This window comes from Curtobacterium sp. PhB172 (genome assembly GCF_003752545.1).
Classification (GTDB): Bacteria; Actinomycetota; Actinomycetes; order Actinomycetales; family Microbacteriaceae; genus Curtobacterium.
The window spans coordinates 365,818-392,203 of the sequence record NZ_RKIF01000008.1 but is presented as its reverse complement, the minus strand read 5'-3'; the positions used below and the strand labels follow the sequence as shown (position 1 = coordinate 392,203).

Here is a 26,386-nt window from a genome sequence, read left to right as displayed (position 1 = left end):
GTGCGAGTTCCGTTCCGCCGTGTTACATCGCCGTCACGGGGTGCATTGGTTCACTCGGTACGTGCGCAGCATCGAACTCGTCCTCGACGGCCCCTCGGACCGAGCGGTCCGGGCGCTCTGGCAGACCCTCGTCGCCGCGGAGCTGCCGAGCCTCGGCCACTCGGGCACGAACGACCCGCACGTCACCCTCGTGGCCGGCGAGGCCGTTGCCGTCCCGACGGACCTCGACGTCGCCGTACCCGAGGCCCTGCGCGTCGCCGGTCTCCTGCTCTTCCCGGCCGGGCCCGGTCGGCACGTGCTCGGCCTCGGCGTGGTCGTCGACGAGCGACTCGCCCGCTTCCACCGCGCGGTCGACACCGCCGCTCCGGGCTCGCTCGACTCGTCGCTGCCCGGACGGTGGGCACCGCACGTCACCCTCGCTCGGCGGATCCGCGACGTCGACCTGCCGGCGGCGCTCCGGGTCCTCGCTGCGGACGCGCCCCTGCCCGAGGTGCTCACCGTGGGCGGTCTCCGGCACTGGGACGGGGATGTGAAGGTGGTCACCCGCCTGCGCTGACGCGCGCTGCGGACCGGCCCCGGGCCTCCCGGACGGCAAAGGGACTGCGGAACCTGGTTCCGGGGCGTCGGGTGCGCGGGTGCGCGGGTGTGCAGGGGCGCGGGGGCGTCGGACTGGAGGCGCGGGTCAGGCCCGCAGCACCCGCTCGCCGAACGCGGATGCGAACGTCCGGTCCGGGTCGGCTCGTGCGATCAGCTCACGGACGTCCGCCACCCGTGGGTACAGCTCCGCGATCGCGTCGCCGTCGAGCGAGCTCATCTTGCCCCAGTGCGGTCGCCCGTCGAACGGTGCGAGCCGCGCCTCGAGGTCGGGCAGCAGCGCGGCGACCGCCTCCGGGTGCTTCTGCCAGGTGAACGCGATGCAGAGCACGTCCTCGCCCTGGGTCGGGCTCAACCAGAGGCCGTCGGCCGCCATCGTCCGGAGCTCGCACACGTGCAGGTGCGGCTGGATGCGGTCGGCCAGCCCGCGCAGGGCGTCGAGCGCCGCCGCCGCGTGCCGGAGCGGGACGAAGTGCTCGCTCTGCACTTCGGACCCGTGGCTCGGCACGGACTCGATGGGGAAGTGCGGCAGCCGGTCCCACCACGGTCCCACCGAGCCGTCGCGCGCCGTGTGGTGGCCGTCGCCGGGGGAGCCGGGCAGCCGGGGTGCGCCGAACAGGTCGCCCGGCACGGCGACGTCGTCGGCGCCGTCGGGCACCCGGGACTTCACGAGCGCCTCGCTGATCTCGTCGCCGAAGACCGTGTAAGCGCACACCGAGTACCCGGCTGCGTGGACTGCGGCGACGTGGTCGGTGAACGTGCTCCACGGGAACGGCCCGTACGAGTCCTGCCGCATCCGGTACGTGGGTTCGAGGTCGAGCGTGACCCGGGTCACGATGCCGAACAGCCCGAGGTGCAGGACGGTCCCGGGGAACGCCGGGTCGGTGCGGTCGACGGTCCGGAGCGAACCGTCGGGACCGAGCAGTTCGAGGGACCGGACCGCGGTGGTCAACGAGCCGAGGGTGGTGCCGGAGCCGTGGGTGCCGGTGGCGACCGCGCCGCCGACGGAGATGTGCGGGAGCGAGCCCATGTTGTGCAGCGCGAGCCCGGCGCGGTCGAGGTCGGGAGCGACGACGCCGTAGCGGGTGCCGGCTCCGAGGGCCACCGTCCGCCGCTCGGGGTCGACGACCAGGTCGGTGGGGATCGCGGTCAGGTCGAGCAGGACGCCCGGAGCGTCGGCGGAGTCGTTGAACGAGTGCCGGGTGCCGAGCCCGTGCACCCGGGGGGAGCGTGCGACGACCTCGGCCGCTTCGTCGATCGAGCGCGGTCGGAGCACCTGCTCGGCCGTGTAGGTGACCGTGCCGGACCAGTTCAGTTCGCTCGCCGTCGACCGCATGCCGCCCACGATGCCACGTGGACCCGTGGGCGGCACCGCGGTCAGTGCGCGGGCGGGGGCGTCGGCGCGCCTTCGGGCACCGCCGGACGGGTGACGAAGACCGATGCCAGGATGCCGAACAGCGAGATCACCGCGCCGACCATGAACGCGGTCTTCACACCAGAGGCGGTCGCAGCGGCCACGGCGTCCGCACCCGCGCCGGTCGCTGCCGTGGCGGCGCCGATCGTGAGCAGGGTGACGAACAGAGCGGTGCCGGCGGCTCCGGCGAGCTGCTGCGCCGTGCCGAGGACCGCGCTGCCGTGCGAGTAGAGCTTCGGGGGCAGGCCACCGAGCGCCGCCGTGAACAGCGGGGTGAAGGTGAGCGCCAGGCCGATGCTCAGCACGACGTGCGCCCCGAGGACGAACCACACGCTGGTGTCCACGCCGACCGTGGAGAGCGCCCAGAGCACCGCGCTGACGATGATCGAGCCGGGGATGAGCAGTACGCGCGGTCCGCGACGGTCGTAGATGCGCCCGACGATGGGGGAGAGGAGCCCCATGAGCAGCCCGCCGGGGAGCAGCAGCAGTCCGACGTTCAGGACCTCGAGCCCGAGGACGCGCTCCAGGTAGATCGGCAGCAGGATGAGCGTGCCGAACATCGCCATGAAGCTCAGCGCCATCGCGACGATCGGGACGGTGAAGCCGCGGGTCTGGAAGGTGCGCAGGTCGAGCAGGGCGCTGTCGGTGCGCTGCAGTCGGGTCTGTCGGACGATGAAGACCGCCAGGGCGACGGCACCGACGACGAGCGCGGTGACCGGGACGAACAGGCCGGTGGTGCCGGCCTCGCCGATGCTGGACAGGCCGTAGACGATCCCACCGAACGCGAACGCGGACAGGATCACCGAGAACACGTCGAGCGGTGCCCGGCGGGGCGTCGAGACGTTGCGGACCTTCACCATGCCGAGGATGAGCGCGGCGATCGCGATCGGCAGGACGAAGCCGAACAGCCAACGCCACGAGAACGCGTTGAGGATGAGCCCGGAGATCGTCGGGCCGATGGCCGGCGCGACCGAGATGACGATCGAGATGTTCCCCATGATGCGGCCACGGTGGGCCGGGTCGACGAGGGTGAGCACCGTCGTCATCAGGAGCGGCATCATGATCGCGGTGCCGCTCGCCTGGACGATGCGGCCGACGAGCAGCAGCGTGAACCCGGGTGCGAGCAGGGCGATCAGGGTGCCGGCCGAGAACAGGCCCATCGCCCAGACGAAGACGGGGCGGGTGTTGAACCGCTGCAGCAGGAACCCGGTGATCGGGATCACGACCGCCATGGTGAGCAGGAAGCCGGTGGTCAGCCACTGCCCGGTCGCCGCACTGATGTCGAGGTCGTCCATCAGCCGCGGCAGCGCCACGCCCATGATCGTCTCGTTGAGGATGACGACGAACGCGGACACGAGCAGCAGCCCGATCACGAGTCGGGTCTCGGCAGCGGTCGGTTGCGAGACGCTTCCCGTGCGGGGGGCGGAATCGACGGCCTGGGTCATGCGGGAGCTCCTGGTGGATCACGACTGGTGGAACGAGGTGGCGCAGAACGCGCAGACAGGGCAACCGCCTGAGTGGATTCGATTATTCCGCTCCGCACCGACATCCGCAGGTGAACGGTCGGTGTCGGCGGGTCAGTGCAGGATCGCGAACCCGTCGGCGTCGCCGTGCGGCACGACCGGCCGGAGGTCGACGTCCGTCACGGTGGCCGACGGCGGCCCGCTCCGCAGGCACTCCATCAACGTCTCCACCGCGACCGACGGCCCCTCGGCCTCGACCTCGACGGTGCCGTCCCAGAGGTTCCTGGCGTACCCGACGAGGTCGAGCCCGTCGGCCTTCCGTGCCGTCCAGTACCGGAACCCGACCCCCTGGACGGTCCCCGACACCACGGCATGCATCCTCGTCACCGTCGTCATGGTCCTCACCGTATCCACGCGGGGCCTCCCGGAGTTTTCGGCCTCGTGACGATCTGTTTCCGGTTCGTGACGACCCGGAGTCCCTCACGGGCGCAACACACCGCGCAGCGGTGATAGTGTCATCGCAACCCGAACACTTCGAGTCAGATTGACATTAAGGTCCACCATGGACGAAGCAGGCATCCGCGTCGCGGTCTCGACCGTGATCGTCGCGCTGCGCCCGCACCCCGACACCGGGGCACCGGCGCTGTGGATGCCGCTGGTGCGCCGGGTGGCCGAACCGTTCGAGGGATCGTGGGCGCTGCCCGGCGGCTGGGTGGGCGTCGACGAGGGACTCGAGGACTCCGCCGCAGCCCGCCTGCGCGAGACGACGAACGTCCAGCCCCGCTACCTCGAACAGCTCTACGCGTTCGGCGACGTCGGCCGCTCACCGAGCCGGGTGGTGTCGATCGTGTACTGGGCGCTCGTGCACCCGGACGAGGCGAACGTCGTGCCGGACGACTGGAACGTCCGCTGGTTCCTCGCCGACGAGCACCCGCCGCTCGCCTTCGACCACGACCGGATCGTGGAGTACGCGCTCTGGCGGCTCCGCACCAAGATGTCGTACTCCCGCATCGCCCAGGCCTTCCTGGGGGACCGGTTCACCCTCGCCGAGCTGCGCGGGGTGTACGAGGCGGTGCTCGGGCGCGCGCTCGACCCCGCGAACTTCCGTCGGCAGGTCGAGAAGACCGACGCGATCCTGCCGACCGACGAGACCACGAGCGGGGGTCGGCACCGTCCGGCCCGGCTGTACCGCTCGAACCCCGACCTGGCCTACGCGGACAACGGCCCGCTGCAGCAGGGCACACGACCGCAGAACCGATAGGAACCACCGTGTCCATCGCGACGACCATCGACCTCATCTCGAACGGCAAGGCCGGCGGCAGCACCTGCACGCCCGACCTCGCCATGCCCACGTGGGACTTCGACTCCCGGCCCGGGTACGGCCCGGGCTCGTCGATGACCGACGTCATCCCGACCAGCGCACCGCGCCAGGGCGTGCTGCCGGACGAGTACAAGACCGCGCCGACCGACGAGCTGCACGCGCGCATCGAGCGGGCGAAGGCGACGCTCGGCGACCGGGTCGTCGTCCTCGGGCACTTCTACCAGCGGGACGAGGTCGTCCGGCACGCGGACTTCCTCGGTGACTCCTTCCAGCTCGCCAACGCGGCGCTGACGAAGCCCGACGCCGAGGCCATCGTGTTCTGCGGCGTGCACTTCATGGCCGAGACCGCCGACATCCTGGCCCGCGACGACCAGCGCGTCATCCTGCCGAACCTGGCCGCTGGCTGCTCGATGGCGGACATGGCCGACATCGACAGCGTCGAGGCCGCCTGGGCCGAGCTGACCGCCGTCTACGGCACCGAGCCCGACGCCGACGGCCGGGTGCCCGTCATCCCCGTCACCTACATGAACTCCGCTGCCGACCTGAAGGCGTTCTGCGGGCGCAACGGCGGCATCGTCTGCACCAGCTCGAACGCCGCGACGGTGCTCGAGTGGGCGTTCGAGCGCGGGCAGCGCGTGCTGTTCTTCCCCGATCAGCACCTCGGTCGCAACACCGCCAAGGCCATGGGGATCAGCACCGACCTGATGCCGATGTGGAACCCCCGGAAGCCCCTGGGCGGCAACGAGACGAGCGACCTCGAAGCGGCGAAGGTCATCCTCTGGCACGGCTTCTGCTCGGTGCACCGCCGTTTCACGGTCGACCAGATCGACCAGGCCCGACGCGAGCACCCCGGTGTCCAGGTCATCGTCCACCCGGAGTGCCCGATGGCCGTCGTCGACGCCGCCGACCACGCCGGCAGCACCGACCTGATCCGGAAGACCGTCGCCGCGGCCACCGAACCGACCACGTTCGCGATCGGCACCGAGATCAACATGGTGAACCGGCTCGCCGCCGAGTACCCGCAGCACACGATCTTCTGCCTCGACCCGGTCGTCTGCCCGTGCTCGACGATGTACCGGATCCACCCGGGCTACCTCGCCTGGGTGCTCGAGGCCCTGGTGCGTGGCGAGGTCCTCAACGAGATCGTCGTCCCCGCCGAGGTCCAGGCCGACGCCAAGGTCGCGCTCGAGCGCATGCTCGCGGCCAAGCCCCGCGGCTGACCCCCGAGCCCGAACCCGAACGACCGAGGGAGACCACCGTGCACGTCGTCATCGTCGGCTCCGGCATCGCCGGTCTGACCGCAGCGATCCGTGCCAGCGCCGTCCACGACGTCACGCTGGTGACGAAGGGTGCGCTCGCCGACAGTGCCACCGCGTACGCCCAGGGCGGGGTCGCGGTGGCGCTCGGTGCCGACGACTCGCCGGCACTGCACCAGGCCGACACCCACGTCGCGGCGGCCGGCAGCGCGGACGTGCGCGCCGTCGAGGTCCTCTGCACCGACGGTCCGGCGCGGGTCCGCGACCTGCTCGCCCTCGGTGTGCCGTTCGACCGCTCGACCGACCCGTCGGCGCTCGACCGGTACGGCGACGACCTGGCCCGCGGGCGCGAAGCCGCGCACGGACGCTGGCGCGTGGTGCACGCCGACGGCGACGCGACCGGCGCGGCGATCGAGCGCACGCTCATCGACGCGCTGCACCGCCAGCACGTCACGATCCTCGAGCGCACCTGCCTCACCGACCTGGTCGTGCGTGATGGCACCGTCGTCGGCATCGACGTCCTCGACCTGCTCGGTGAACCCCGACGGATCGACGCCGACGCCGTCGTGATCGCTTCCGGGGGAGCGGGACACCTGTACCGCGAGACCACCAACCCGCTCGTGGCGACGGGGGACGGCGTGGCCGCCGCGTGGCGTGCCGGAGCGGTGGTCGCCGACCTGGAGTTCGTCCAGTTCCACCCGACCCGCCTCGCGGTGCCGGACGGAGGTCTCGTCTCCGAGGCCGTCCGCGGCGAGGGAGCCGTCCTCCGCGACGCACGCGGACGCCGCTTCATGACGTCGGTGCACCCGGACGCCGAGCTGGCACCGCGCGACGTCGTCGCCCGCGGCATCGCCGCCGCCGTCCGCGACCAGGGCGGCGCACCCGTGCTCCTCGACGCCACCGGACTCGGCGCGGACTTCCTGACCGGACGGTTCCCCGGACTCACCCGGGCCACCCGTGCGGCCGGTTTCGACTGGACCCGACAGGGGGTGCCGGTGTCCCCGGCGGCCCACTACTCGATGGGCGGCATCGCCACCGACGCCGAGGGGCGCACCAGCCTCCCGGGGTTGCTGGCCATCGGCGAGGCCGCATGCACCGGGGTCCACGGAGCGAACCGACTGGCCTCGAACTCCCTGCTCGAGGGACTCGTCTTCGCGGTCCGCGCAGCGGACGCGGTCGCCGGACCCCGGCCCGGCCTGCTCCGCCTGCGGGGGAACGCAGACCTGCGCGTGACCAGCGTTCCCCGAGCGGCGGACGTGATCCGCGCCTCCCCCCACCTGCTCGGCCGTCACGCCGCTCCGCAGGCTCCGCAGCGCGCCGGAACCGGCAGGCGTGGGCCCAGTCAGGCCTGGCCGGGAGGCCCGGATCACCGTGACGGGTCCACCGACGTCCGCCAGGCGGTCCAGGCCGTCATGACCGACCGCGTCGGGCTGCTGCGTGACGCGACCGGACTGGCGAGCGCCCGGCGCGAGCTCGACGCGCTCACCGCGCCCGCCACCGGCGGCGTGCGCGAGCACGAGGACCGCGCACTGCTCGACCTGGCACGGCTGGTCGCGCTCGCCGCCGAGACCCGCACGGAGTCCCGCGGAGCCCACGCCCGCACCGACCACCCCGACACCGATCCAGCAGCCCCGGCCTCGTACGCCTGGGTCGCCGAGACGGTCACTCGACACATCGCCGTTCCGCAGGAGGTTCCCGCATGACCATCGACCCCGGCACCATCCCGCCGCACGCCCTGCGCCGCGTCATCGAGACCGCGCTGGAAGAGGACGCGCCCTGGGGCGACGTCACCAGCGAGACGCTCATCCCAGCCGACGCGACCGCGACGGCGACGCTCGCGGCCCGCGAGCCCGGAGTGCTGAGCGGCGGGACCGTCTTCGTGGCGGTCATGCACGCGGTCGACCCGTCGATCCGGGCGACCCTGCACGCCGACGAGGGGTCCGCGTTCACCGCCGGCGACACGCTCGCCACCGTGACGGGGTCGGCGCGTTCGGTGCTCCGCGCCGAGCGGGTCGCGCTGAACCTGGTGCAGCGCATGTCGGGCATCGCCACCGCCACCGCGGCCCACGTCGCGGCCGCAGCGGGCACCTCGGCGCGGATCGTCGACACCCGGAAGACCACGCCCGGCCTCCGCGCGCTCGAGCGGTACGCCGTGCGCTGCGGCGGCGGGCACAACCACCGCACGTCGCTGTCCGACGCCGTGCTGGCCAAGGACAACCACCTGGCCGTGCTGCTCGCCGGCGGCATCGGCATCGGCGACGCGATCACCGCAGCACGGCAGCGACTCGGGCACACCGTGCACGTCGAGGTCGAGGTGGACCGCATCGACCAGATCGAGCCCGTCGTCGCGGCGGGCGTCGACACGATCATGCTCGACAACTTCACGCCGGCCGAGCTCGAGACGGGTGTCGGCATCGTCGCGGGTCGTGCGCTCGTCGAGGCGTCGGGCGGGGTGTCCCTCGACACCGTCGCGGCCATCGCCGCGACCGGGGTCGACGTCATCTCGGTCGGGGCGCTCACGCACTCGGCTCGGGCGCTCGACCTCGGGCTCGACATCGCGGTGGCGGCCGGGGACTGACCGTGTTCTACCTGGACCGGGCGGCCACGACCCCCGTCCGCCGCGAGGTCCTCGAGGCGATGTGGCCGTACCTGACCGGGGTGTTCGGCAACCCGTCGTCGACGCACGGTGTCGGGGACGAGGCCGCGCGCGGGCTCGCGGCCGCACGGGCCACGGTCGCCGGCGTGCTCGGCTGCCGACCGGCCGAGGTCGTCTTCACCACGGGTGGGACCGAGGGCGCGAACACCGCGGTCAAGGGGATCGCGCTCGCCGCCCCACGCGGACGCCACGTCGTCACCAGCGCGATCGAGCACGAGGCCGTGCTCGAGAGCTGCGCGTACCTGGCACGCTTCCACGGCTTCGACGTCACGGTGCTGCCGGTCACGTCGGACGGCCTGGTCGACCCGTCGGTGCTGCGCGCGGCGCTCCGGCCGGACACGACCCTCGTGTCGATCGCGCACGCCGACAACGAGATCGGCACCGTGCAGGACGTCCCGGCGCTCGCCGCCGAGGCCCAGGCGGTCGGCGCGCGCTTCCACACCGACGCCGTGCAGTCCGCGCCGTGGCTGCCGATCGGGCTCGACGTCCTGGGCGTCGACGCACTGTCGCTGTCCGGGCACAAGCTCGGGGCGCCGAAGGGGACCGGTGTGCTCGCGGTCCGGTCGGGGGTGCCCGTCGAACCGTTGCTGCACGGCGGGGGACAGGAGCGGGGCCGACGCTCCGGCACCGAGGACGTCGCCGGCGCGGTGGCGGTCGCGACGGCGCTCGGGCTGGTGGCCGCCGGCGGTGCTGCTGCGTCCGGTGGTGCTGCTGCCTCCGGCGGTGCTGCTGCCTCCGCCGCTGCGACGGCCGTTCGTGACGCCGTGCTCGACGGGGTGCTCGCCGCCGTCCCCGGCGCGTTCGTGACCGGGTCGCGCGAGCACCGGCTGCCCGGGCACGCGTCGTTCTGCTTCCCCGGGGTCAACGGCGAGACCGTGTTGCTCGAGCTGGAACAGCGCGACGTCGTGTCCTCGTCGGGCAGCGCCTGCGCGGCGGGCAGCACCGAGGCGTCGCACGTGCTCACCGCGCTCGGGATCCCGGACGAGGTCGCCCGCACCGCGCTCCGACTCACCTTCGACGGTTCCCTCGGCGCCGAGGACGTGCCGGTCGTCGTCGGAGCGGTCGCGGACGCCGTGGCAACCGTCCGCGCACTCGGCTGACGTGGCGAACGCAGGGTGTACTAGACGTTCTACTCCATGAGTGGGGTCGTGTCCCCCCTTATGCGGACGCGGAATCTGCGCCAGAGTGTCCACATGGCAAACGTGATGATGACCCGGACGCGACGGGACGACCGCTTCCGAGCGGTGCAGCTCCTGCCCGCACCGGCGACCCTCGTCGCGCTCGCCCTGGCTGCGCAGCACGACCTCGGCACCGCCCCCCTCGGGCTGATCGCCGCCGTCGGAGCCCTCGCGACCGTCGGGAGCGCCCTGCTCCCCATGATCCGACCCGCCGCCGCTCGACGATCGATGCCCGCACCGATCGAGACGGACCGGTACCGAGAGGACACCGAACACCCTTGAGGTCCGACACCGCCCGGCTCCTCCCGTGACCCGGCCGGTGCCCCAGACCGGATGCCGATACCCCTGATCGACATCCGGAGCGGGGCGCGACGTTCCCCCTGTCGTCGCGTCCCGCCACACACCGCGACCCGCCGTGGGCCGACGTCGCCCCCCTGAACGACGTCAGTTCCCCTGCAGCCCACGGCGGGCTCCCGGTGTCTCCCGCTCCCGCTACCGTCGGGACATGCCCTCGTACCGTGTGACCCTGGCGATCGGCGCGCTCGCCGCCGGCACCGCGCCCGACGCCGTCCTGCCCGCTGCGGCCCGGCTGGTCGCCGAGCACGCCGTGGTCGAGGCGCAGGACGTCCGCCTGCTGCGCGGTGTGCCGTGCGCAGTCGTCCGGTTCGGGTCCGACGACGACGCCACGGCAGCGGTCGTGCGCGATGCGACCGTGCACGGCCTTCGCGACGTGGTCGAGATCCGCTCCGACGTCGTCACGCGCCGCGACGGTGCGCGGTGGATCCCGGTGGCGTGACGGCTGCGGCCGTGCTGCCCGGGGCGTCCGGCGCGCCCGGTGCATCCGGCGTGCCCGGTGCATCCGGCGTGCCCGGTGCATCCGGCGTGCCCGGCCAGACGTAGTCCAGGTCGTCGGGTGCGTCCGGGAACAGCGCGCGGTAGTGCTCCGGCGCCTTCTGCACCAACTTCGAACGGTGTGACGCGTGCAGGGCCTCGTCGTCGTTCCACGGCGGGATCGGGACCTCACCGCGCTCGTACGCCGCCAGGTCCTCCGGGACCCGCCCGAGGTCCAGCAGCGTCTTCTCCAGGCAGGTGTCCACGTGCCCACGGTCGAGCCAGACGCGGCACGTCGCTTCCTGGTACGCCATCAGCGCCGGACGGTAGCCGCGCCACATCGCGGTGACCGGGTGGTGCTGCCAGCCGTACCCCGGCAGCGTCAGCGCCCGCATCACCTGCAGGGTCTCCACGCGCTGCTTGCCGAGACGCCGGTCGTCGAGGACCTCGGCAGAGGCCCGGAAATCGGCGCACGGCAAGAACGTCTGCATGCCGCGGGACGCTACCCGGGGGGCCTGGCACCCGACACATGTCGTCACACGCGGACCGCCCCGGTGGCAGGCGTGTGAGCATCGACCGCATGAGTGGAGAACTGGTCGTCGGCGTCAGCGGTAGCCCTTCGGACCCCTCGAGGACGTCCACCCTGGTCGCGGCCACGGTGGCGCGCCTCGGGCAGGAGGTCGAGGGTGCCCGCACCGAGACCATCGAGATCGGCCCGCTCCTGGCCGACCTCGGTGCCGCGTCCTCGCGTGAGGCGATGTCCGAGCGCACCCGGGCGGCACTCGAGATGGTCGAAGCCGCCGACGTGCTCGTCGTCGGCAGCCCGGCGTTCCGCGCCGCTTACTCCGGCGCGTTCAAGCTGTTCTTCGACTGGATCGGGCAGTACGACCTCGTCGACACTCCGGTCCTGCTGACCGCAACGGGCGGCAGCGACCGTCACGCCCTGCTCGTCGAGCACCAGATGCGCCCGCTGTTCGGCTTCTTCCAGTCGACGACGCTGCCGATCGGGGTGTTCGGCAACGAGCGCGACTTCACCAAGCGCGAAGGTGGCTACGACATCGGCAACGTCGACCTCGAACTCCGCATCGACCAGGCCGTGCGACGGGCGATCCCGATCATCCGCGGGGGCTTCGCCACGGCCGGCCTGGCCGACGTGCGGCGCCCCGCGGACTTCTGACCCGGCGCCGCCGCCCTTCCGCGCGTTCCTGGTCGATTCGGGCGTACCTGGTCTGAAGTTCTCACCAGGTACGCCCGATTCGACCTCGCATCGCAGATGTCGTGGGAAAGAACGCCTACGGAGTGGGGACGGTGACCGTCTCGCCCGACGCCGCCGACCGGCGCGCCGCGTCGAGCACCTCGACCACGTGCACCGCGTCGTCGACGGTCACCGGCACCGGACCGAGCCCGCGGACGGCCCGTGCGAACCGCTCGTAGTAGTCCGTGTAGGAGCTCTGCGCCGACGGGACGTCGACAGTGCCGGACTCCGTCGTGAGGGTCCCGGACGAGGGTTCGACTCCCCAGGTCGACCGGTCGTCGGCAGGTGACGCACCCGCCACGGCTGCCTGTGCCTGCACGTCGGTGCTCGTGGCCTCGTACGTGCCGTCGACACCGTCGAGGCGGAGCTGCCGTGCACCCAGCCACCCGGCCTTGTTCGACGTCAGGACGGACTCGACACCGGAGACGTGCGTCGCTGCGAGCGTGAAGCCGGCGTCGATCTGGCCGTCCTGGTCACGGCCGAGCGAGCGGGCATCGCGGACGTCGAGCGTGCAGGACACCCGGGCGATCGGTCCGAACAACGACACGGCCTGGTCGACCAGGTGCGAGCCGATGTCGGAGAGCACGCCGCCGCCGATGCCGGTCGCGATGCCGTGCCGCTCGACCAGGTCGAAGCGGGACCAGAAGCGCAGTGGCGTCCCGACCCGTCCGGCGTCCAGCACGTTCCGGAGGGTGGTGAGGTCGGTGTCCCAGCGGCGGTTGTGGAAGGGCGTGATCACGACGCCGGCGTCGGCGGCGGCCTGCCGGATCTCGCGCGCGGTGGCCGGGTCCGGGGCGAACGGCTTGTCCGCGACGACGGCGACCCCGGCGGCGATCGCCTGCAGGACGAGTTCGCGGCGGGTAGACGGGGGAGTGGTGACGACGACGGCGTCGACGCCCGCGGCGATCAGGTCACCGAGGGAGTCGTGCACGGTGACGCCGGGCAGGTCGGTCGCGAGCTGCTCGCGCTTGGCGGCCGATCGGGCGACGACGCCGACGAGGTCGATGCCCGTCGCGTCCAGCAGGAACGGGCGGTGGAACGCCCGCCCTCCGATGCCGTAGCCGACGAGTCCGATGCGCACTTTGTCCATACATATGAACCTAGCGCGTCCAGCCAGCGTTGGGAACGTTCCAACGAGGCGGACGGGAGGCCCGCTGCGGCCCCGCCACGGGCCTCCCGTCCGCCTCGTGCGCACGTGTCGGGCGCGACGTGCGCGCTTGACGGGCGCGACGTCCGCGACGTGCGCGACGTGGGCGACGTGGGCGACGTGCGCGACCGCCGGGTTCCACGACTTGCCGTCCGCGTGACGCCGAGGTTCCACTCCGAGGCCGCAGCGGCGCCGAGGTTCCGAGATCTCGGAACCTCGGCGGGGCGAGAGATGCCCGTGCCGAGTGACGAGCGTCAGGCGATGAGGGACGCGACGTGTGCGACGGCCAGGCGGTAGCCGTCGGCGCCCGCGCCGGCGATGACCGCGGTCGCGGCGGTGGCGACGTGGTCGACGTGCCGGAAGGGCTCGCGCTTCCACGTGTTCGACAGGTGCACCTCGACGACGGGGACGGACAGCGCCTCGACCGCGTCGTGCAACGCGACCGAGGTGTGTGCGTAGGCCGCGGGGTTGATCACCACCGCGGCGAAGTCGTCGAGGGCCTCGTGCAGCCACTCGACGAGTTCACCCTCGCGGTTCGTCTGGCGGAAGTCCGCGTCCAGCCCGTGCACGGCCGCCTCGGTGTGCACGATCGCCTCGAGCTCGGCGAGCGTCACGGTGCCGTACTGCTCCGGATCGCGCCGCCCGAGGATGTCGAGGTTCGGTCCGTTGAGGACGAGGATGCGCGCCTGGTCGGTCATGGGGCGAGCCTAGCGATCGCGGGCCACGGGCCGCCGCCGGCAGACACATGCCTCGGCTATGTGAACGGTCACAATTCGGTGTAACGTCTCCGTCCGGGTCGGCGGAGTTGTCGACTGCAACACACTGACGTGGAGATGTTGAATGGTTCTCGCTGCAGCGAACGAAGGGATCCGGCTCGACTTGGGCTGGGTCGACTACCTGATGGTCATCGTGTACTTCGCGGTCGTCATCGGGATCGGGTTCACCGCCCGCAAACAGGTCCGGACGAGCATGGACTTCTTCCTGTCCGGGCGCTCGATGCCGGCGTGGATCACGGGCCTGGCCTTCGTGTCCGCGAACCTCGGTGCGACCGAGATCCTCGGCATGGCCGCCAACGGTGCCCAGATCGGCATGGCGACCCTGCACTACTACCTGGTCGGCGCGGTGCCGGCGATGGTGTTCCTCGGGCTCGTGATGATGCCCTTCTACTACGGCTCCAAGGTCCGGTCGGTGCCGGAGTTCATGCTCCGCCGCTTCGGCAAGGCCCCGCACCTGGTGAACTCGATCGCGTTCGCCGTGTCGAACGTCCTCATCGCGGGCATCAACCTCTACGCCATGGCCATCGTCATCGAGGCGATGCTCGGCTGGCCGGAGTGGCTGGCCATCGTCGTGTCCGCCGGCTTCGTGCTCGTCTACATCACCCTCGGCGGGCTCTCCAGCGCGATCTACAACGAGGTCATGCAGTTCTTCGTGATCATCGCCGGGCTCATCCCGCTGACGATCGTCGGTCTGCACCGCGTCGGCGGCTGGGACGGGCTCAGCAAGGCGATCACCGAGACCCAGGGCGTGCAGCACCTGCAGGCCTGGGCGGGCACCGGCTTCGGCGATGTGACCAACCCGATCGGCGCCAACTGGCTCGCGATCGTGCTCGGCCTGGGCTTCGTCCTCGGCTTCGGGTACTGGACCACCAACTTCACCGAGGTGCAGCGCGCGTTCTCGGCGAAGAACATGTCCGCGGCGCGCCGGACCCCGCTCATCGCCGCGATCCCGAAGCTGTTCATCCCGGCCATCGTCGTGATCCCCGGTCTCATCGCCGCGGCGGTCGTCGGCAACCAGTTCGCCGACGGCTCGCTCACCTACAACGACGCGATCCCGAAGCTCATCCAGATGTACCTGCCGACCGGTGTCCTCGGCGTCGCGGTGACCGGCCTGCTCGCGTCCTTCATGGCCGGCATGGCGGCCAACGTCTCGTCGTTCAACACCGTCTTCACGTACGACATCTGGCAGCGCTACATCAAGCCGAACATGCCGGACATCCACTACCTGAAGACCGGTCGCTGGGTCACCGTCGTCGGCGTCCTGGTCGGCATCGCGACCGCGTTCATCGCGGCCCAGGCGTCGAACATCATGACGTACATGCAGACGCTGTTCTCGTTCTTCAACGCGCCACTGTTCGCCGTCTTCATCCTCGGTCTGCTCTGGAAGCGGATGACCACGCAGGGTGCGCTCTGGGGCTACGTGCTCGGTATCGTCACGCCGACGATCACCTGGATCGCGTACCTCGTGAACCCCGACCTGTTCGCCACCGCGACCGCCGAGACCCTGTACGGCGCGATCATCTCGTTCGTGACCGTCCTGATCGTCGGGTTCATCGTCTCGATGTTCACCACGCCCAAGGACGAGAAGGAGCTCGGCGGTCTGGTCTACGGCATCGGCAAGATCGACCTGCACGGCGACTCCGTCGCGACCGACACCGCCTGGTACCGCTCGCCCGCACTGCTCGGCACCGTCGCACTGATCCTGTGTGTCGTCCTGTACCTGCCGTTCCTCTGATCCGCGAAGGAGATCACCGACCATGAGTGACACCACCACCCCCGGCGCGCTGACCGAGGAGCAGAAGGCCGCCCTCGTCCGCTCGACCCGTCGCCTCGACCTACGCCGCATCCTCGGCGGCCTGTTCGTGCTCTACGGCGTCATCGTGACGATCGTCGGGATCGTCCACTGGGACACCGACCCAGAGAAGACCGGCGGCATCCACATCAACCTGTGGGTCGGACTGTCGATGCTCGTCGGCGGCCTGCTGTTCTTCCTCTGGGACCGCCTGAACCCGGTGCCGGCCGAGGACATCATCGGCCAGGCCGAGGCCGAGGCCGACCAGAAGGCCGCCGGCGAGGGCCGCGCGTCCGCCTGACCCCGGTCGCGCGCCACTGAGCCGACTCGGAACGACGACGTCGCTGTCGCACGACAGCGACGTCGTCGTTCCGGGTCTGCGCCACCCGTGCGGCACGGTACGAAACGATCGCCTGCCTCCGACCGTCCTTGGTCCGGCGCCGGTTGACGGTCGGCCCGTGACGGCCCTAGTATTGATATGTCGATCGGGTGTTCTCGGTCGGAAGTGATCCCCGGAAGACCTGCAGCCAGCGCGGGGCCCGGGGATTTGCGCTGTTCGGGACTGTCGCCAGTCACTGGACAACGATCTCTGTCGTTGCCGACGCGCCTGTCAGAGCCCCGGCAGAGTGCGCTCCGCAGGCGATGTCTGCGAGCGCCAAGAGCGGCTCGTCGGGTCCCCGGAGGTGCTCGTGCCGGAGACCGCGGCCGAGTCCTCGGTCACGGATCGCATCGAGCAGGCGACGGTCGTTGCGGTCTGCGTGCGGCCCGCGGGACTCGAAGACGAGATGCCGCACACCTCGCTCGTCGAGTTCGAACACGAGTCGCTCGAGGCACAGCCGGCGGCGTCGCTCGGGCCGCGCTGGCACACCGTCGTACCGGATGATGAGGACCTCGACGGCGCACAGGAGGAGCTCGAGCCACGAAAGCCGTTGTGTCGCGAGGGCTTCGTACCAGTGGGGCTTCCGCATGCGCGCTGGTCGCACGGCGTCGACAGCGCAACGCGCATCGGGCCGTGCACTCGGCGCGACGATGACCGCCGAGATCACGTACGTCGTGTGGTCGCGTCCGCCGCCCGGCTCCGATTCGTCGACGTACGCGCGCATCGAACCAGCATATTGCGTATCAGTTCGTACCGCGACGGAACGGTTGCGCATCGCCGCGCCACGGGCCAGGTTGAGCGTGACGAAAGGAACCTCCCCATGGACACGATGGTCTTCATCAACCTGCCCGTCACCGACCTCGACCGTTCGAAGGCGTTCTACGAAGCCCTCGGCTACTCGATCAACCCGATGTTCAGCGACGACACCGCTGCGTGCATCGTCATCAGCGACACGATCTACGTCATGGCGCTCACCCACGCGAAGTTCGCCGACTTCACCGACAAGACGATCGCCGACGCCGGCACCGTCGAGGTGATCAACTCGCTCACCGCCGGGTCGAAGGACGAGGTGCACCGCATCGTCGACGCCGCCGTCGCGGCCGGCGGGAGTGAGGACCGCGCGCCGATGGACCTCGGCTTCATGTTCCAGCGGAGCTTCACCGACCCGGACGGCCACCGGTGGGAGTACGTGTGGATGGACCCGCAGGCCGCCCAGGACGGCCCGCCGGCCGAGTGAACGTCGCACTGTCGGCGGAGCGCGCCAGGATGGGGGCGTGAACACCGAGCCTGCCGCAGCGCCCCACTCCGACCTGGTGACCGGCGAGGACGGACTCGCCCGGCCGGTGTGGGCATCGACGGATGAGCTGCTCCGCGACTACTACGACACCGAGTGGGGCATGCCCGTGCGGGACGAGCGCGGCGTGTTCGAGCGGCTGTCACTCGAGGCGTTCCAGTCCGGCCTGTCCTGGCGCACGATCCTGGCGAAGCGTCCGGCGTTCCGTGCGGCGTTCGCGGACTTCGACCCCGACACCGTCGCGGGCTTCGGCGAGGACGACGTCGCTCGGCTGATGGCCGACGCCGGCATCGTCCGGAACCGGGCGAAGATCCTCGCGACCATCACCAACGCGAACGCGACGGTCGCATTGCGGCAGGACGGCGGGCTGTCCGACTTCGTCTGGTCGTTCCGTCCGGCGACGACGCCCGAGCCCGAGTCGTACGCGCAGGTCCCGACGACCTCCGACGAGTCGGTCGCACTGTCGAAGGCACTGCGGAAGCGCGGCTTCGCGTTCGTCGGTCCGACCACGATGCACGCCCTGATGGAGGCGCTCGGCATCGTCGACACGCACCTGCTCGGCAGCCACCGGCGCGGGACCTCGGGCGTCTGGAACTGACCAGGATGCCGACCGCACCGGGCTAGGGTCGCGGCATGAGCACCGACCAGCCGAACCCGCGCGTGCGTCCCGTCCACCCGGTCGACGCCGACGTCGTCGCCGTGCCCGTCGACGTGCCCGCTCCCACGCCGGACGAGGCCGGGGACTCGGCGACGGAGCCGGGCCACGATCCCGCCGAGGTCCGGATCGCCTTCCTGCTCTTCCCGGACCTGACGCAGCTCGACTTCACCGGTCCGGCGCAGGTGCTCTCCCGGGTGCCCGGCGCGCGCGTCGAGTACGTGGCGGCGACGCTCGACCCGGTGCCGACCGACTGCGGGTTCGCGCTGGTCCCGACGACGACCATCGCCGACGCTGGTCCGGCGGACGTCCTCGTGGTCCCCGGTGGCGACGGTGCCTTCGATGCGATGCTCGACCCCGAGCTCATCGGGTTCGTCCGGCGCGAGGCCGAGCGCGCCACCTGGGTGACCTCGGTCTGCACGGGGGCGTTCGTCCTCGGTGCCGCGGGGCTCCTCGCCGGCAAACGGGCGACGACCCACTGGGCGTCGAAGCCGATGCTCGAGGCGTTCGGGGCGCAACCGGTCGACGAGCGGATCGTCGACGACGGTGCGATCGTCACGGCGGCCGGCGTCAGTGCGGGCATCGACATGGCGCTGTGGCTGGCGGCCGAGCTCGCGGGGCGGGCAGCGGCCGAGGCGATCCAGCTGCAGATCGAGTACGACCCGCAGCCGCCGTTCGACGCGGGCTCCGCCGAGCGCGCCGACGCCGTCGTGGTCGCCCGCGCACGGGCTGCGGCCGAGGCGGCTCGCGGGGACCGCGTCACCCGCGCAGCAGCTGCCGTCCTGCCGTGACGACACAGCTGCCCTGACGAAGCACCTGCCGTGACGAAGCGGCAGAGCCCTCAGACCAGCGGCTTCTGCATCTGCGTCGCGGTGACCTCGTACCCGAGCGAGGCGTACAGGTCCTGCGCGCCGGTGTTGTAGCCGAACACGTTGAGCCCGATGCTCGTCGCGCCGTGCTCCGCTGCGGCATGGTGGCCGAGCTCGAGTGCACGTCGGGCGTGTCCGCGACGACGGTGCGGTTCGTCGATCTCGACGTCGAACACCCACCAGTCGGTCCCGCCCGGAGCGAACGGGCCGATCCAGAGGTACCCGACCGTGGTGTCGTCCTGGTCGAGGACGTCCCACACCAGGTGTCCGTCGGCCGGGGCCCCGCCCGGGAACCACTGGTCGAGCGACTTCTGCTTGTTCGCCTCGGCCTGTTCGCGGGTCTCACCCGCCTGCATCCGTGACGCCACGTACTCGGCCATGGTCCGGTCGAGCCAGGCCGGGAGGCGCGTGGCCGGCATCTCCTGCAGGCGCGTGTCCGTCATCGGTTGCCCTTCGAACCCCGGCTCGGCTTGCCGCGCATCTTCCCGCGGCCGGGGGTGGGGCCCTTGCCGGTGTTGGACTTCTTGCCGCTGCCGGACTTGCCGCTGCCGGGCGACTTCGCCTTTGCCTTGCCGCCGGCGCCGGCGCCGGCCTTGCCCGACCCGCCCTTGCCCGAGCCGCTCTTGCCCGAACCGTCGGAGCCGCCACCGGCCTTGGAACCGCCGCCTGCCGCACGCATGGCCTCTTCGACGTCGCGATCGGTGCCGGTCGGCTGGTTCCGCGAACTGTTGGCGGTGCGTCCGCGCACCACGCCGATGAACTCCTCGGTCGTCTCGGTGGCGTCCTCGTCTCGCCAGACCAGCGCGATCTGCGTGCCGGTCGCGCCGAAGAGCGGGCGCGCGACGAGGTCCTTGCGGCTCGCCGCGCGGAAGAGCGACTGGGGGAGCACGACCACGCCGACGTTCGCCTCGACCAGGTCGAGCGCGGCGGCGATGTCGGCCGGCACCGGACCGGCGTCGACGACGTGCACCTCGGCGTCCGCGAGGTCCACCTCGGCCAGGTCGGCGAGGGGGGAGTCCTTCGGCATCGCGACCACGGCCGTCTCGGTCCAGAGCGGGATGGCGTTGTGCTGCTCGGAGACGGGCATGCGTGCGAAGACCATGTCGACCTCGCCGGTGAGCGTGTCGTCGACGTCGTCAGACCCGATCGGCCGCAGCCGCAGCTCGATCGAGGGGTGTCGATCCCGCCAGACACGGGCCCACTTGGCCGGGGAGACCCCGGGCACGAATGCGATGGTGAGTGCCGCGGTCATGCAGACGAGCATAGGGGCCGTACTCTAGGGGGCATGGCGCAGGAACAGACCATGAAGCCCGAAACGGCTGCGAAGAAGCTCGGCATCTTGCTGGCGGCCGCTCCGGAGTCCTTCCAGGGCGCTCCCGTCACACGGACCGCCTTCGACGAGCTCCGGACCGAACCCCCGACGTGGCTCGAGGACCTCCGACGCGACGGCCCGCACCCGCGACCCGTCGTGGCGCAGAAGCTCGGCATCTCGATCTCGGGGCTGACCCGTGCGGGGATCGACGACGCGCTCACCACGGCGGAGATCAAGACGCTGCTCGAGCAGAAGCCCGAGTGGCTCGTCCGCGAGCGCGAGACACAGGCCGCCGTGCACGTCGAGAACGCCCGTGTGAAGCATGAGCGCGCCGCCAAGGCCGCTGCCCGCGCCGAGGACTGACCCGCCCGGCACCGCGCCGCCGCAGCTGAGGACCCGCCGTGCACGAGACCGTCGCCGACGCCATGCTCGTCGTGCCGCAGTTCGCGTCGGTGTGCTGCATCGTCGGGGACCGCTACCGACCGCGCCCCGGCGTGATCGTGCCGGCCGCGGTGATGCTCGTCGCGATGCTCATGCCCGTCGTGCACGCGGGCGCGGTGTGGACGCTGTTCGCCGCGACGCTCCTGCTGTTGCTCGCTCCGCTGCCGGTGATGCGCCGACGCCGTGCCGACGGCCGCCGCGCCGAGCCGATGGACGTGCACCGCGCGCTGTCGGCGGTCGTGATGGCCGGCATGCTCCTGATGGGCCACGCGACCGGCGTTGCCGACGGGCACGCCGGACACGGCATCGCGTTGTCCGCGGTGCTCGGTGCCGGCGTGATCGGCTACTGCGCGTTCAGCGGGTGGCTGCTGCGGTACGAGTGGGCGCAGGACGACCGCCGGGCCGTGCGCAGCGGCGAGGTCTTCGCGATGACGGTCGCCGTCGTCGGCATGACCCTCGCGATGTAGCGCTCGAGCGCCGTCGGTGCTCAGTCGGTCGTGGCCGACGAGTCGCCCGTGTGCGTGACACGGTCCTTCGCTGCGCGGATGGTGTCCTTCGGCACCGGCGGCACGCCCCGTCGGAGCCCTCGGAGTCCGACCACGAACAAGATCGCGGTGACGACGGCGAACACCACCAACGTGATCCCCGTCGCCGCCCAGACCGGCAGCGCCAGGGCCAGGAGCGCCACCACGAGGCCGGCCAGCAGCACGAGCGTGGTCAGTGCGAAGGCCACCGCGGCGCCGGTGAGCACCAGCCCGGTCTTCGCGCCGTTCGCCCGCTCGCTGATCTCCCGCCGAGCCGAGGCCACCTCGTCACGGACGGCGCGCAGCACGGGTTCCAGCGCCTTCTGCACCAGACCGGCGGTGACGGTGTCGCGGAAGGACGGCTTGCTGCTCGTCGTGGTGTCGTCGTGGTCCGTGGTGCTCATGGGTCTCCTGTCCGGGGCGCGGTGATCGCGTCCACCTGCTCTGACGCGTCCGGTCCGATGATCGTCACGTCGGTGGCGGCGTGCTCGGTCGCTTCCCAGCTTGCGGAGCCGCCGGTGGCGGTGGGCGCGACTGCCGGGAGGCCCGCCCCGCGTCGACGACGCAGGACGGGCCTCCCGGGGTGGTCGGGCCGAGGGCCCTACTCGGCGATCTCCTCGAGGTCGTCGATGCCACGGGCCGCCGCCGCTGCGCGGCGCGCGCGCATCGACGGGGCCGCGAGCGCGGCGAGGACGGCGAGGACCGCCACGCCGGTGCACGCCCAGAACCCGATGGTGAAGGCGTCGTCGGTCGGCAGGCCCTGCGGGGTGCTGTGCGAGGTGATGAGGGCCGCGATGACCGCGGTGCCGACGCTCGAGCCGATCGTGCGGACGACGGTGTTGGCGCTGATGGCCTCGCCGGTCTGGTTCGCGGGGACGCTCTCGATGATGGCGTTCGAGCACGCGGCGAGGGCCAGGCCGATGCCGATGCCGGTCAGGATGCCGGAGACGACGACCTGCCAGAGCTCGCCGTGCGCGATCGCGGGCAGCAGGAACGCGGCGACGATGGCGATCCCGCCGAGCAGCATGGGCGGCTTCGGACCGACCTTGCGGACGAGGATGCCGGCGATCGGCCCGGCGACGATCATCATCAGGACGGTCGGCAGCAGGAAGAGACCGGCCTGGGTGACGTCCTTGCCGAAGCCGTAGCCGAGGGCGCTCGGCAGCTGCAGCAGGGTCGGCACGAGCACGAAGGTGCCGAACATCGCGAAGCCGAAGACGAGCGCGACGACGTGGGCCGTCCAGACGCCGCGGACGGCGAACAAGCGGACGTCGATGAGCGGTTCGGCGACGCGGAGCTCGACCAGGACGAACGCGACCAGTGCCACGGCGCCGAGGACCAGCAGGCCGATGGTCTTGCCGTCACCCCAGCCCCAGGTCTCGCCCTCGCTGACGGCCAGCAGGATCGAGACGAGCGAGACGGCGAGGACGAACGTGCCGACCATGTCGAGGCGGCCGGGCTTGCGGACCGGCGACTCCGGCATGCCGAAGATCGCGCCGAGCAGGGCGATGACGACGAGCACGGCGGGCAGCCAGAACAGCCAGTGCCACGACAGGTGCTCGACGATCGGTCCGGCGGCGACGATGCCGACGCCGGCGCCGATGCCGAAGATCGCGGAGAGCAGACCGATCGTGACGCTGACCTTCTCCTTCGGCAGCTCGTCGCGGACGATGCCGATCGACAGCGGCATCACCGCGCCGGCGGCGCCCTGCAGCGCACGGCCGACGATGAGGACGCCGAGGTTCGGTGCCAGCGCGGCGAGCACGGCGCCGACGAGCAGGATCGACAGCACGACGATCAGGACCTTGCGCTTGCCGATCATGTCGCCGAGACGCCCGAGGATCGGCGTGAGCACCGACGCGGAGAGCAGGTAGGCGGTGAGCACCCAGCTCGTCGCGCTCGTCGAGGCGCCGAGGTCCTGTCCGATGGTCGACAGCGCCGGGGCGACGAGCGACTGCAGGACCGCGAACGACAGCCCGCCGAGGGACAGGTAGACGATGATCGCCGTGCTGTTCGGCCGGTGTCCGGCGGTGGTGGGGTGCGAGCCCGTGCGGGGGCTCTGCATGGTGTCGGTCATCGTGCTCCGTGTCTCGGGTGATGTAAACAATTGCTGACTTGACGAGGGTACGCAGTTCTCACGCGATGTCAACACTTGCTTACATCCCGGGTCCGGCCGGTACGCTTCGACCCATGAGCAAGGACGCCGCCGCCACCCGACTGCTGCTCGTGCAGGCGGCGCGGCACCGGTTCGCGTTCGACGGGTACAAGGCGACGACGGTGCGGGACATCGCCGCAGACGCCGGGGTCAACGTCGCGCTGATCAACCGCTACTTCGGATCGAAGGAAGGGCTGTTCCGCGCCTGCCTCGACCGGGTGGTGCAGGACCTCGGGGTCGAGCAGCCCGTCGAGCGCGGCCTCGAGCGCGCGCTGGCCGGCCTGGTCTCGCACGTGGTGCGCGCGCCGACCGACGACGACTCCCTCCAGCTCATGCTGCTGCTCCGGTCCTCCGGCGACGACGGTGCCGACGCCATCCGCCGAGAGACCCTCCGCCGGTACGCGGAACGGCTCGCCACGGCCGTCGGCGGCGAGGTCTCCGAGGAACTGCTCGTCCGGGCCGAGATCGCGTTGTCGGTGGTGCTCGGGATGACGATGCTCCGGCGGTCCACCGCGGTGGAGCCGCTCGCGTCGGCCGACGACGACGTCGTGGCCGGGGCGCTCGACGACGCGCTCCGCGCCCTGCTCGCACCGTCGCGGTAGCGTCGAGCCGTGTCCGACCGACCAGCTCGCCGTCCCGACCCCGCCCCGCGCCTCGACGAGGTCGACGAGCGCATCCTCTGGACCCTGGCCGGCGACGCCCGGATCCCGAACAACCGGCTCGCGGCCGCCGTGGGCATCGCGCCGTCGACGTGCCTGACCCGGGTCCGGGCCCTCGAGGACGCCGGGGTGATCCGCGGCTACCGGGCCGAGGTCGACATCGCGCGACTCGGCTTCTCGATCGAGGCGATGGTCTCCGTCCGGGTCCACGCCGCGGCCCGCCACGAACTCCGTGACTTCGCGAAGCGACTGCTCCGGGTGCCCGTCGTGCAGGACGTCTCGTTCCTGGCCGGCGACAAGGACTTCCTCGTGCACATCGCGTGCGAGTCGACCGAGCAGCTGCGGGACTTCGTCGCCGACGAGCTCAGCGGCGACCCGTCGGTGGCGACGACCCAGACGAACATCGTGTTCGAGCGGCTCGTCGCCGACCGGTCCACGCAGGGCCGCTCGTTCGACGAGCTCCGCCGCTGGCGCGCCTGACGCGCCCGCCCACGCAGACGCGCCTGACGCGCCGGTCCGGTCAGCGCTGGCGGGTCATCGGGACGTGCGGGATCCGGTCCTCGAGGTACTCGTCCCCGGAGCGCACGAACCCGAAGCGGGCGTACCACTGCTCGAGGTGCGACTGGGCGCCGAGGGCGATGCTCGCGGAGCGGGACTCGGCGATCGCGGCTTCGATCAGCTGCCCCGACAGGCCCTGCCCGCGGGCGTGCGCCGCCGTGACGACCCGGCCGATGCGTTCGGTGCCGTCGGGTTCGCGCAGGAGCCGGAGCGTGGCGTCCACCGAGCCCTGGCCTGCCCAGAACTGCACCGTGCCGGGCTCGAGGTCACGCCCGTCGATGTCGCCGTACGCGGCCCCCTGCTCGACGACGAAGACGTCCTGTCGGAGGCGGAGGATCTCGTGCAGCGTGACGATGTCCAGGTTGCGGGTCGGGGCGGAGAAGATCGAGACCACGGACGGCCTTTCCTGAGAATTTCTTCCAGAACGGGGTGCGTTCCGGAACGGACCGGCGTACATTGCCGGTCAACCACTCTACGTGCGCAGCCGAGTTCAGGAGGTGAGCGCATGGACACGACGTCGCGCGCACCCTGGCTCGCGGTGCTCCGGATCGCCCTGCTGGGCGTCGGGACCCTCGCTGCCCTCGTGCTGCTGTCCCTGGCGTTCGGGGCCCGTCCGGCCTCGGCTGCCGAGGCAGCGTCCACTCCGCCCGCCCAGACGCAGCAGCGCGGGCTCGTCAGCGGTGTGGTCGACGGGCTCGGCGAGACCGTGCACGACGTGTCCGGTGGCGTCGGACAGGTCGTCGGTGGTGTCGTGGACCCCGTCCGCAAGGCGGTCGCGTCAGTTCCGAAGCCAGCACCGGCACCCGCGCCGGCACCCCCGAAGCCGGCCCCGGCAGCCCCGGCAGCCCCGGCAGCCCCGGCACCCCCGGCAGCGCCCGCGCCTGCGCCGGCTCCCGTCGCCCCCGCCCCAGCAGGGCCGGCTCCCGCAGCTCCGACCCCCGCCGCTCCGGCGACCGCGCCCGCGGTGCCGGCCACGACCGCCCCGGCGGCCGAGCCGGCCACGCACCCGGTGCAGGGCGTCGTCGAGCACGTGGGCACCGCCTCCCGGCCCGTCACCGACACCGTCGCGACGGTGCTGCGTCCCGTCACCGGGACCGTGCGGACGGTCACCGACGCGCGACCCGTGACCACGGTCGTCGACACGCTCGACCACGTGGTCGGCAACGTCCCGGTGGTCGGCCCCGTCGTCGGTGACGACACCCTCGGCACGGTCACCGCTCCCGTCACCGGCCTGGTCGACGACACCCTCGGCGGTGTCGGCACGATCGTCGGACAGGTCCCCGACGTCGTCGCGGGCGTGGTCCCGTCGGTCGGTGGCGTCCTGCCAGGAGGCACGGATCCCGTCATCGACGTCACCGCGCCTCCGGTCGTCGTCGGCACCACCCCGTCCGGCGTGCCCGGCTCGGCTGTCCCGTCCGCGCGATCGCCGCAGGCTGCCGACCCGGCGACGGCCCCGTCCGCGCCCACGGTCGCGTCGACCGACGATCGTGCCGCTCCCGGAGCGAGCGTCGAGCGCCGTCCCGGTGTGGCCGTCCCGTCCGCCCTCGTGACCGGACCGCTCGCCGGCCCCGTCGCTGGTGCCGTGCAGGACGCGACCCTGGGCGGCACCGCCCTGCTCGTCCCCGAGCCGGGCGACGGCCACGCGCCGTCCGACGGCCCGGGCGGCGCGGGCGTCCTCGGGGGCAGCGCCACCTCGACTCCCGGCGGCGCCGCAGCCGTCGGCATCGTCGGCTCGACCGACGACATCGTCTCCCTCGCCGCGGGGTCTCGCGGCACGCTCTCCGACGACGCGGTCCCCGCATCCTTCGTCGGCGAGCACGACGTCGCCCCTGACTGAGATCGGTGCGCCTGTCCGCC

30 protein-coding genes are annotated in these 26,386 nt (G+C 71.9%); 19 read left to right on the top strand and 11 right to left on the bottom strand.

Features of this window, described 5'->3' with window-relative positions:
- The first annotated feature begins 61 nt into the window (after positions 1-61).
- Complete coding sequence (locus tag EDF42_RS11575; protein WP_123672399.1) at positions 62-556, top strand: 2'-5' RNA ligase family protein; 495 nt, start codon at positions 62-64, stop codon at positions 554-556.
- Between the two features lie 126 nt (positions 557-682).
- Here EDF42_RS11575 and EDF42_RS11570 read toward each other — a convergent pair whose 3' ends face one another.
- From EDF42_RS11570 to EDF42_RS11560, 3 genes are all read right to left on the bottom strand, one after another.
- A complete protein-coding gene (locus EDF42_RS11570) occupies positions 683-1,930 on the bottom strand; it encodes an FAD-binding protein (protein ID WP_123672398.1) in 1,248 nt (415 codons plus the stop codon).
- A 41-nt stretch (positions 1,931-1,971) separates the two neighbouring features.
- Positions 1,972-3,453: an MDR family MFS transporter gene (locus EDF42_RS11565; RefSeq protein ID WP_123338799.1), complete on the bottom strand. Its 1,482-nt coding sequence runs from the start codon at positions 3,451-3,453 to the stop codon at positions 1,972-1,974.
- A 132-nt stretch (positions 3,454-3,585) separates the two neighbouring features.
- Positions 3,586-3,867 carry an acylphosphatase gene (locus EDF42_RS11560; RefSeq protein ID WP_228509678.1) on the bottom strand — a complete coding sequence of 94 codons (282 nt, stop codon included), beginning with the start codon at positions 3,865-3,867 and terminating at the stop codon, positions 3,586-3,588.
- A 166-nt stretch (positions 3,868-4,033) separates the two neighbouring features.
- Between EDF42_RS11560 and EDF42_RS11555 the strand changes: the two genes are divergently transcribed.
- From EDF42_RS11555 to EDF42_RS11525, 7 genes are all read left to right on the top strand, one after another.
- Positions 4,034-4,732 (top strand): NrtR DNA-binding winged helix domain-containing protein, encoded by a 699-nt coding sequence (locus tag EDF42_RS11555; protein WP_111084339.1) that lies wholly within the window; start codon positions 4,034-4,036, stop codon positions 4,730-4,732.
- An 8-nt stretch (positions 4,733-4,740) separates the two neighbouring features.
- A complete protein-coding gene (gene nadA, locus EDF42_RS11550; RefSeq protein WP_123338800.1) occupies positions 4,741-6,012 on the top strand; it encodes a quinolinate synthase NadA in 1,272 nt (423 codons plus the stop codon).
- A 38-nt stretch (positions 6,013-6,050) separates the two neighbouring features.
- Positions 6,051-7,751 (top strand): L-aspartate oxidase, encoded by a 1,701-nt coding sequence (locus tag EDF42_RS11545; RefSeq protein WP_123672397.1) that lies wholly within the window; start codon positions 6,051-6,053, stop codon positions 7,749-7,751.
- On the top strand, positions 7,748-8,626 hold the full coding sequence (gene nadC, locus EDF42_RS11540) for a carboxylating nicotinate-nucleotide diphosphorylase (RefSeq protein ID WP_123338802.1): 879 nt from the start codon (positions 7,748-7,750) through the stop codon (positions 8,624-8,626). The genes EDF42_RS11545 and nadC overlap by 4 nt, the downstream gene beginning before the upstream one ends.
- 2 nt (positions 8,627-8,628) lie before the next feature.
- On the top strand, positions 8,629-9,804 hold the full coding sequence (locus EDF42_RS11535; RefSeq protein ID WP_123672396.1) for a cysteine desulfurase family protein: 1,176 nt from the start codon (positions 8,629-8,631) through the stop codon (positions 9,802-9,804).
- Between the two features lie 93 nt (positions 9,805-9,897).
- Positions 9,898-10,164, top strand: coding sequence for a hypothetical protein (locus EDF42_RS11530; RefSeq protein WP_131921776.1), 267 nt, complete (start codon positions 9,898-9,900; stop codon positions 10,162-10,164).
- Between the two features lie 223 nt (positions 10,165-10,387).
- The gene (locus tag EDF42_RS11525; RefSeq protein ID WP_123672395.1) at positions 10,388-10,678 is read left to right on the top strand and encodes a hypothetical protein; all 291 of its coding nucleotides are present in this window, start codon (positions 10,388-10,390) and stop codon (positions 10,676-10,678) included.
- On the opposite strand, the gene EDF42_RS11520 is transcribed toward EDF42_RS11525, so the two are convergent.
- The gene (locus tag EDF42_RS11520) at positions 10,638-11,204 is read right to left on the bottom strand and encodes an MSMEG_6728 family protein (protein WP_260235406.1); all 567 of its coding nucleotides are present in this window, start codon (positions 11,202-11,204) and stop codon (positions 10,638-10,640) included. The genes EDF42_RS11525 and EDF42_RS11520 overlap by 41 nt on opposite strands.
- A gap of 89 nt (positions 11,205-11,293) precedes the next feature.
- Here EDF42_RS11520 and EDF42_RS11515 point away from each other — a divergent pair, with 89 nt between their 5' ends.
- On the top strand, positions 11,294-11,890 hold the full coding sequence (locus EDF42_RS11515; RefSeq protein ID WP_185002809.1) for an NAD(P)H-dependent oxidoreductase: 597 nt from the start codon (positions 11,294-11,296) through the stop codon (positions 11,888-11,890).
- 115 nt (positions 11,891-12,005) lie between these two features.
- Here EDF42_RS11515 and EDF42_RS11510 read toward each other — a convergent pair whose 3' ends face one another.
- The gene (locus tag EDF42_RS11510) at positions 12,006-13,058 is read right to left on the bottom strand and encodes a Gfo/Idh/MocA family protein (protein ID WP_260235405.1); all 1,053 of its coding nucleotides are present in this window, start codon (positions 13,056-13,058) and stop codon (positions 12,006-12,008) included.
- 311 nt (positions 13,059-13,369) lie between these two features.
- A complete protein-coding gene (aroQ, locus tag EDF42_RS11505; RefSeq protein ID WP_123292051.1) occupies positions 13,370-13,813 on the bottom strand; it encodes a type II 3-dehydroquinate dehydratase in 444 nt (147 codons plus the stop codon).
- 142 nt (positions 13,814-13,955) lie between these two features.
- Between aroQ and EDF42_RS11500 the strand changes: the two genes are divergently transcribed.
- From EDF42_RS11500 to EDF42_RS11475, 5 genes are all read left to right on the top strand, one after another.
- The gene (locus tag EDF42_RS11500) at positions 13,956-15,626 is read left to right on the top strand and encodes a sodium:solute symporter family protein (protein WP_123338808.1); all 1,671 of its coding nucleotides are present in this window, start codon (positions 13,956-13,958) and stop codon (positions 15,624-15,626) included.
- A 22-nt stretch (positions 15,627-15,648) separates the two neighbouring features.
- Complete coding sequence (locus tag EDF42_RS11495; RefSeq protein ID WP_111084327.1) at positions 15,649-15,984, top strand: hypothetical protein; 336 nt, start codon at positions 15,649-15,651, stop codon at positions 15,982-15,984.
- A 388-nt stretch (positions 15,985-16,372) separates the two neighbouring features.
- Positions 16,373-17,299, top strand: a complete 927-nt coding sequence (locus EDF42_RS19350) for a VOC family protein (RefSeq protein WP_311316782.1) — start codon at positions 16,373-16,375, stop codon at positions 17,297-17,299.
- A gap of 37 nt (positions 17,300-17,336) precedes the next feature.
- Positions 17,337-17,954: a DNA-3-methyladenine glycosylase I gene (locus EDF42_RS11480; protein ID WP_123338811.1), complete on the top strand. Its 618-nt coding sequence runs from the start codon at positions 17,337-17,339 to the stop codon at positions 17,952-17,954.
- A 35-nt stretch (positions 17,955-17,989) separates the two neighbouring features.
- Positions 17,990-18,802, top strand: a complete 813-nt coding sequence (locus EDF42_RS11475; RefSeq protein ID WP_123338812.1) for a DJ-1/PfpI family protein — start codon at positions 17,990-17,992, stop codon at positions 18,800-18,802.
- Between the two features lie 50 nt (positions 18,803-18,852).
- On the opposite strand, the gene EDF42_RS11470 is transcribed toward EDF42_RS11475, so the two are convergent.
- Together EDF42_RS11470 and EDF42_RS11465 are read right to left on the bottom strand one after the other, a co-directional pair.
- Complete coding sequence (locus tag EDF42_RS11470) at positions 18,853-19,323, bottom strand: GNAT family N-acetyltransferase (RefSeq protein ID WP_123672392.1); 471 nt, start codon at positions 19,321-19,323, stop codon at positions 18,853-18,855.
- Entirely contained in the window at positions 19,320-20,132 is an 813-nt protein-coding gene (locus EDF42_RS11465) for a LysR family transcriptional regulator substrate-binding protein (RefSeq protein WP_185040912.1), read from the bottom strand. The genes EDF42_RS11470 and EDF42_RS11465 overlap by 4 nt, the downstream gene beginning before the upstream one ends.
- A gap of 33 nt (positions 20,133-20,165) precedes the next feature.
- Between EDF42_RS11465 and EDF42_RS11460 the strand changes: the two genes are divergently transcribed.
- Positions 20,166-20,555, top strand: coding sequence for a DUF5997 family protein (locus EDF42_RS11460; protein WP_123672390.1), 390 nt, complete (start codon positions 20,166-20,168; stop codon positions 20,553-20,555).
- 38 nt (positions 20,556-20,593) lie between these two features.
- Positions 20,594-21,100 (top strand): hypothetical protein, encoded by a 507-nt coding sequence (locus EDF42_RS11455; protein ID WP_123672389.1) that lies wholly within the window; start codon positions 20,594-20,596, stop codon positions 21,098-21,100.
- A 20-nt stretch (positions 21,101-21,120) separates the two neighbouring features.
- Here the strand turns inward: EDF42_RS11455 and EDF42_RS11450 are convergent, their stop codons facing one another.
- Both EDF42_RS11450 and EDF42_RS11445 read right to left on the bottom strand, forming a co-directional pair.
- Positions 21,121-21,561 (bottom strand): phage holin family protein, encoded by a 441-nt coding sequence (locus EDF42_RS11450; protein ID WP_123672388.1) that lies wholly within the window; start codon positions 21,559-21,561, stop codon positions 21,121-21,123.
- Between the two features lie 197 nt (positions 21,562-21,758).
- Positions 21,759-23,234 (bottom strand): MFS transporter, encoded by a 1,476-nt coding sequence (locus EDF42_RS11445; RefSeq protein WP_111084317.1) that lies wholly within the window; start codon positions 23,232-23,234, stop codon positions 21,759-21,761.
- Positions 23,235-23,347: 113 nt separating this feature from the next.
- Here EDF42_RS11445 and EDF42_RS11440 point away from each other — a divergent pair, with 113 nt between their 5' ends.
- Positions 23,348-23,914 carry a TetR/AcrR family transcriptional regulator gene (locus EDF42_RS11440; protein ID WP_148067761.1) on the top strand — a complete coding sequence of 189 codons (567 nt, stop codon included), beginning with the start codon at positions 23,348-23,350 and terminating at the stop codon, positions 23,912-23,914.
- 9 nt (positions 23,915-23,923) lie between these two features.
- Positions 23,924-24,451 carry an Lrp/AsnC family transcriptional regulator gene (locus EDF42_RS11435; protein ID WP_123292064.1) on the top strand — a complete coding sequence of 176 codons (528 nt, stop codon included), beginning with the start codon at positions 23,924-23,926 and terminating at the stop codon, positions 24,449-24,451.
- A gap of 40 nt (positions 24,452-24,491) precedes the next feature.
- On the opposite strand, the gene EDF42_RS11430 is transcribed toward EDF42_RS11435, so the two are convergent.
- Positions 24,492-24,923 (bottom strand): GNAT family N-acetyltransferase, encoded by a 432-nt coding sequence (locus EDF42_RS11430; RefSeq protein WP_111084314.1) that lies wholly within the window; start codon positions 24,921-24,923, stop codon positions 24,492-24,494.
- 111 nt (positions 24,924-25,034) lie between these two features.
- Between EDF42_RS11430 and EDF42_RS11425 the strand changes: the two genes are divergently transcribed.
- Entirely contained in the window at positions 25,035-26,366 is a 1,332-nt protein-coding gene (locus EDF42_RS11425) for a hypothetical protein (RefSeq protein ID WP_123672386.1), read from the top strand.
- The last annotated feature ends 20 nt before the right edge of the window (positions 26,367-26,386 follow it).

Excerpts from the sequence above, each read along its gene's own strand:
- EDF42_RS11570 (WP_123672398.1), bottom strand. The coding sequence starts at position 1,930 with ATGCGGTCGACGGCGAGCGAACTGAACTGGTCCGGCACGGTCACCTAC.
- EDF42_RS11565 (WP_123338799.1), bottom strand. The coding sequence starts at position 3,453 with ATGACCCAGGCCGTCGATTCCGCCCCCCGCACGGGAAGCGTCTCGCAA.
- EDF42_RS11560 (WP_228509678.1), bottom strand. The coding sequence starts at position 3,867 with ATGACGACGGTGACGAGGATGCATGCCGTGGTGTCGGGGACCGTCCAG.
- EDF42_RS11555 (WP_111084339.1), top strand. The coding sequence starts at position 4,034 with ATGGACGAAGCAGGCATCCGCGTCGCGGTCTCGACCGTGATCGTCGCG.
- nadC (WP_123338802.1), top strand. The coding sequence starts at position 7,748 with ATGACCATCGACCCCGGCACCATCCCGCCGCACGCCCTGCGCCGCGTC.
- EDF42_RS11530 (WP_131921776.1), top strand. The coding sequence starts at position 9,898 with ATGGCAAACGTGATGATGACCCGGACGCGACGGGACGACCGCTTCCGA.
- EDF42_RS11525 (WP_123672395.1), top strand. The coding sequence starts at position 10,388 with ATGCCCTCGTACCGTGTGACCCTGGCGATCGGCGCGCTCGCCGCCGGC.
- EDF42_RS11520 (WP_260235406.1), bottom strand. The coding sequence starts at position 11,204 with ATGCAGACGTTCTTGCCGTGCGCCGATTTCCGGGCCTCTGCCGAGGTC.
- EDF42_RS11515 (WP_185002809.1), top strand. The coding sequence starts at position 11,294 with ATGAGTGGAGAACTGGTCGTCGGCGTCAGCGGTAGCCCTTCGGACCCC.
- EDF42_RS11510 (WP_260235405.1), bottom strand. The coding sequence starts at position 13,058 with ATGGACAAAGTGCGCATCGGACTCGTCGGCTACGGCATCGGAGGGCGG.
- aroQ (WP_123292051.1), bottom strand. The coding sequence starts at position 13,813 with ATGACCGACCAGGCGCGCATCCTCGTCCTCAACGGACCGAACCTCGAC.
- EDF42_RS11500 (WP_123338808.1), top strand. The coding sequence starts at position 13,956 with ATGGTTCTCGCTGCAGCGAACGAAGGGATCCGGCTCGACTTGGGCTGG.
- EDF42_RS11495 (WP_111084327.1), top strand. The coding sequence starts at position 15,649 with ATGAGTGACACCACCACCCCCGGCGCGCTGACCGAGGAGCAGAAGGCC.
- EDF42_RS11475 (WP_123338812.1), top strand. The coding sequence starts at position 17,990 with ATGAGCACCGACCAGCCGAACCCGCGCGTGCGTCCCGTCCACCCGGTC.
- EDF42_RS11470 (WP_123672392.1), bottom strand. The coding sequence starts at position 19,323 with ATGACGGACACGCGCCTGCAGGAGATGCCGGCCACGCGCCTCCCGGCC.
- EDF42_RS11465 (WP_185040912.1), bottom strand. The coding sequence starts at position 20,132 with ATGACCGCGGCACTCACCATCGCATTCGTGCCCGGGGTCTCCCCGGCC.
- EDF42_RS11460 (WP_123672390.1), top strand. The coding sequence starts at position 20,166 with ATGGCGCAGGAACAGACCATGAAGCCCGAAACGGCTGCGAAGAAGCTC.
- EDF42_RS11450 (WP_123672388.1), bottom strand. The coding sequence starts at position 21,561 with ATGAGCACCACGGACCACGACGACACCACGACGAGCAGCAAGCCGTCC.
- EDF42_RS11445 (WP_111084317.1), bottom strand. The coding sequence starts at position 23,234 with ATGACCGACACCATGCAGAGCCCCCGCACGGGCTCGCACCCCACCACC.
- EDF42_RS11440 (WP_148067761.1), top strand. The coding sequence starts at position 23,348 with ATGAGCAAGGACGCCGCCGCCACCCGACTGCTGCTCGTGCAGGCGGCG.
- EDF42_RS11425 (WP_123672386.1), top strand. The coding sequence starts at position 25,035 with ATGGACACGACGTCGCGCGCACCCTGGCTCGCGGTGCTCCGGATCGCC.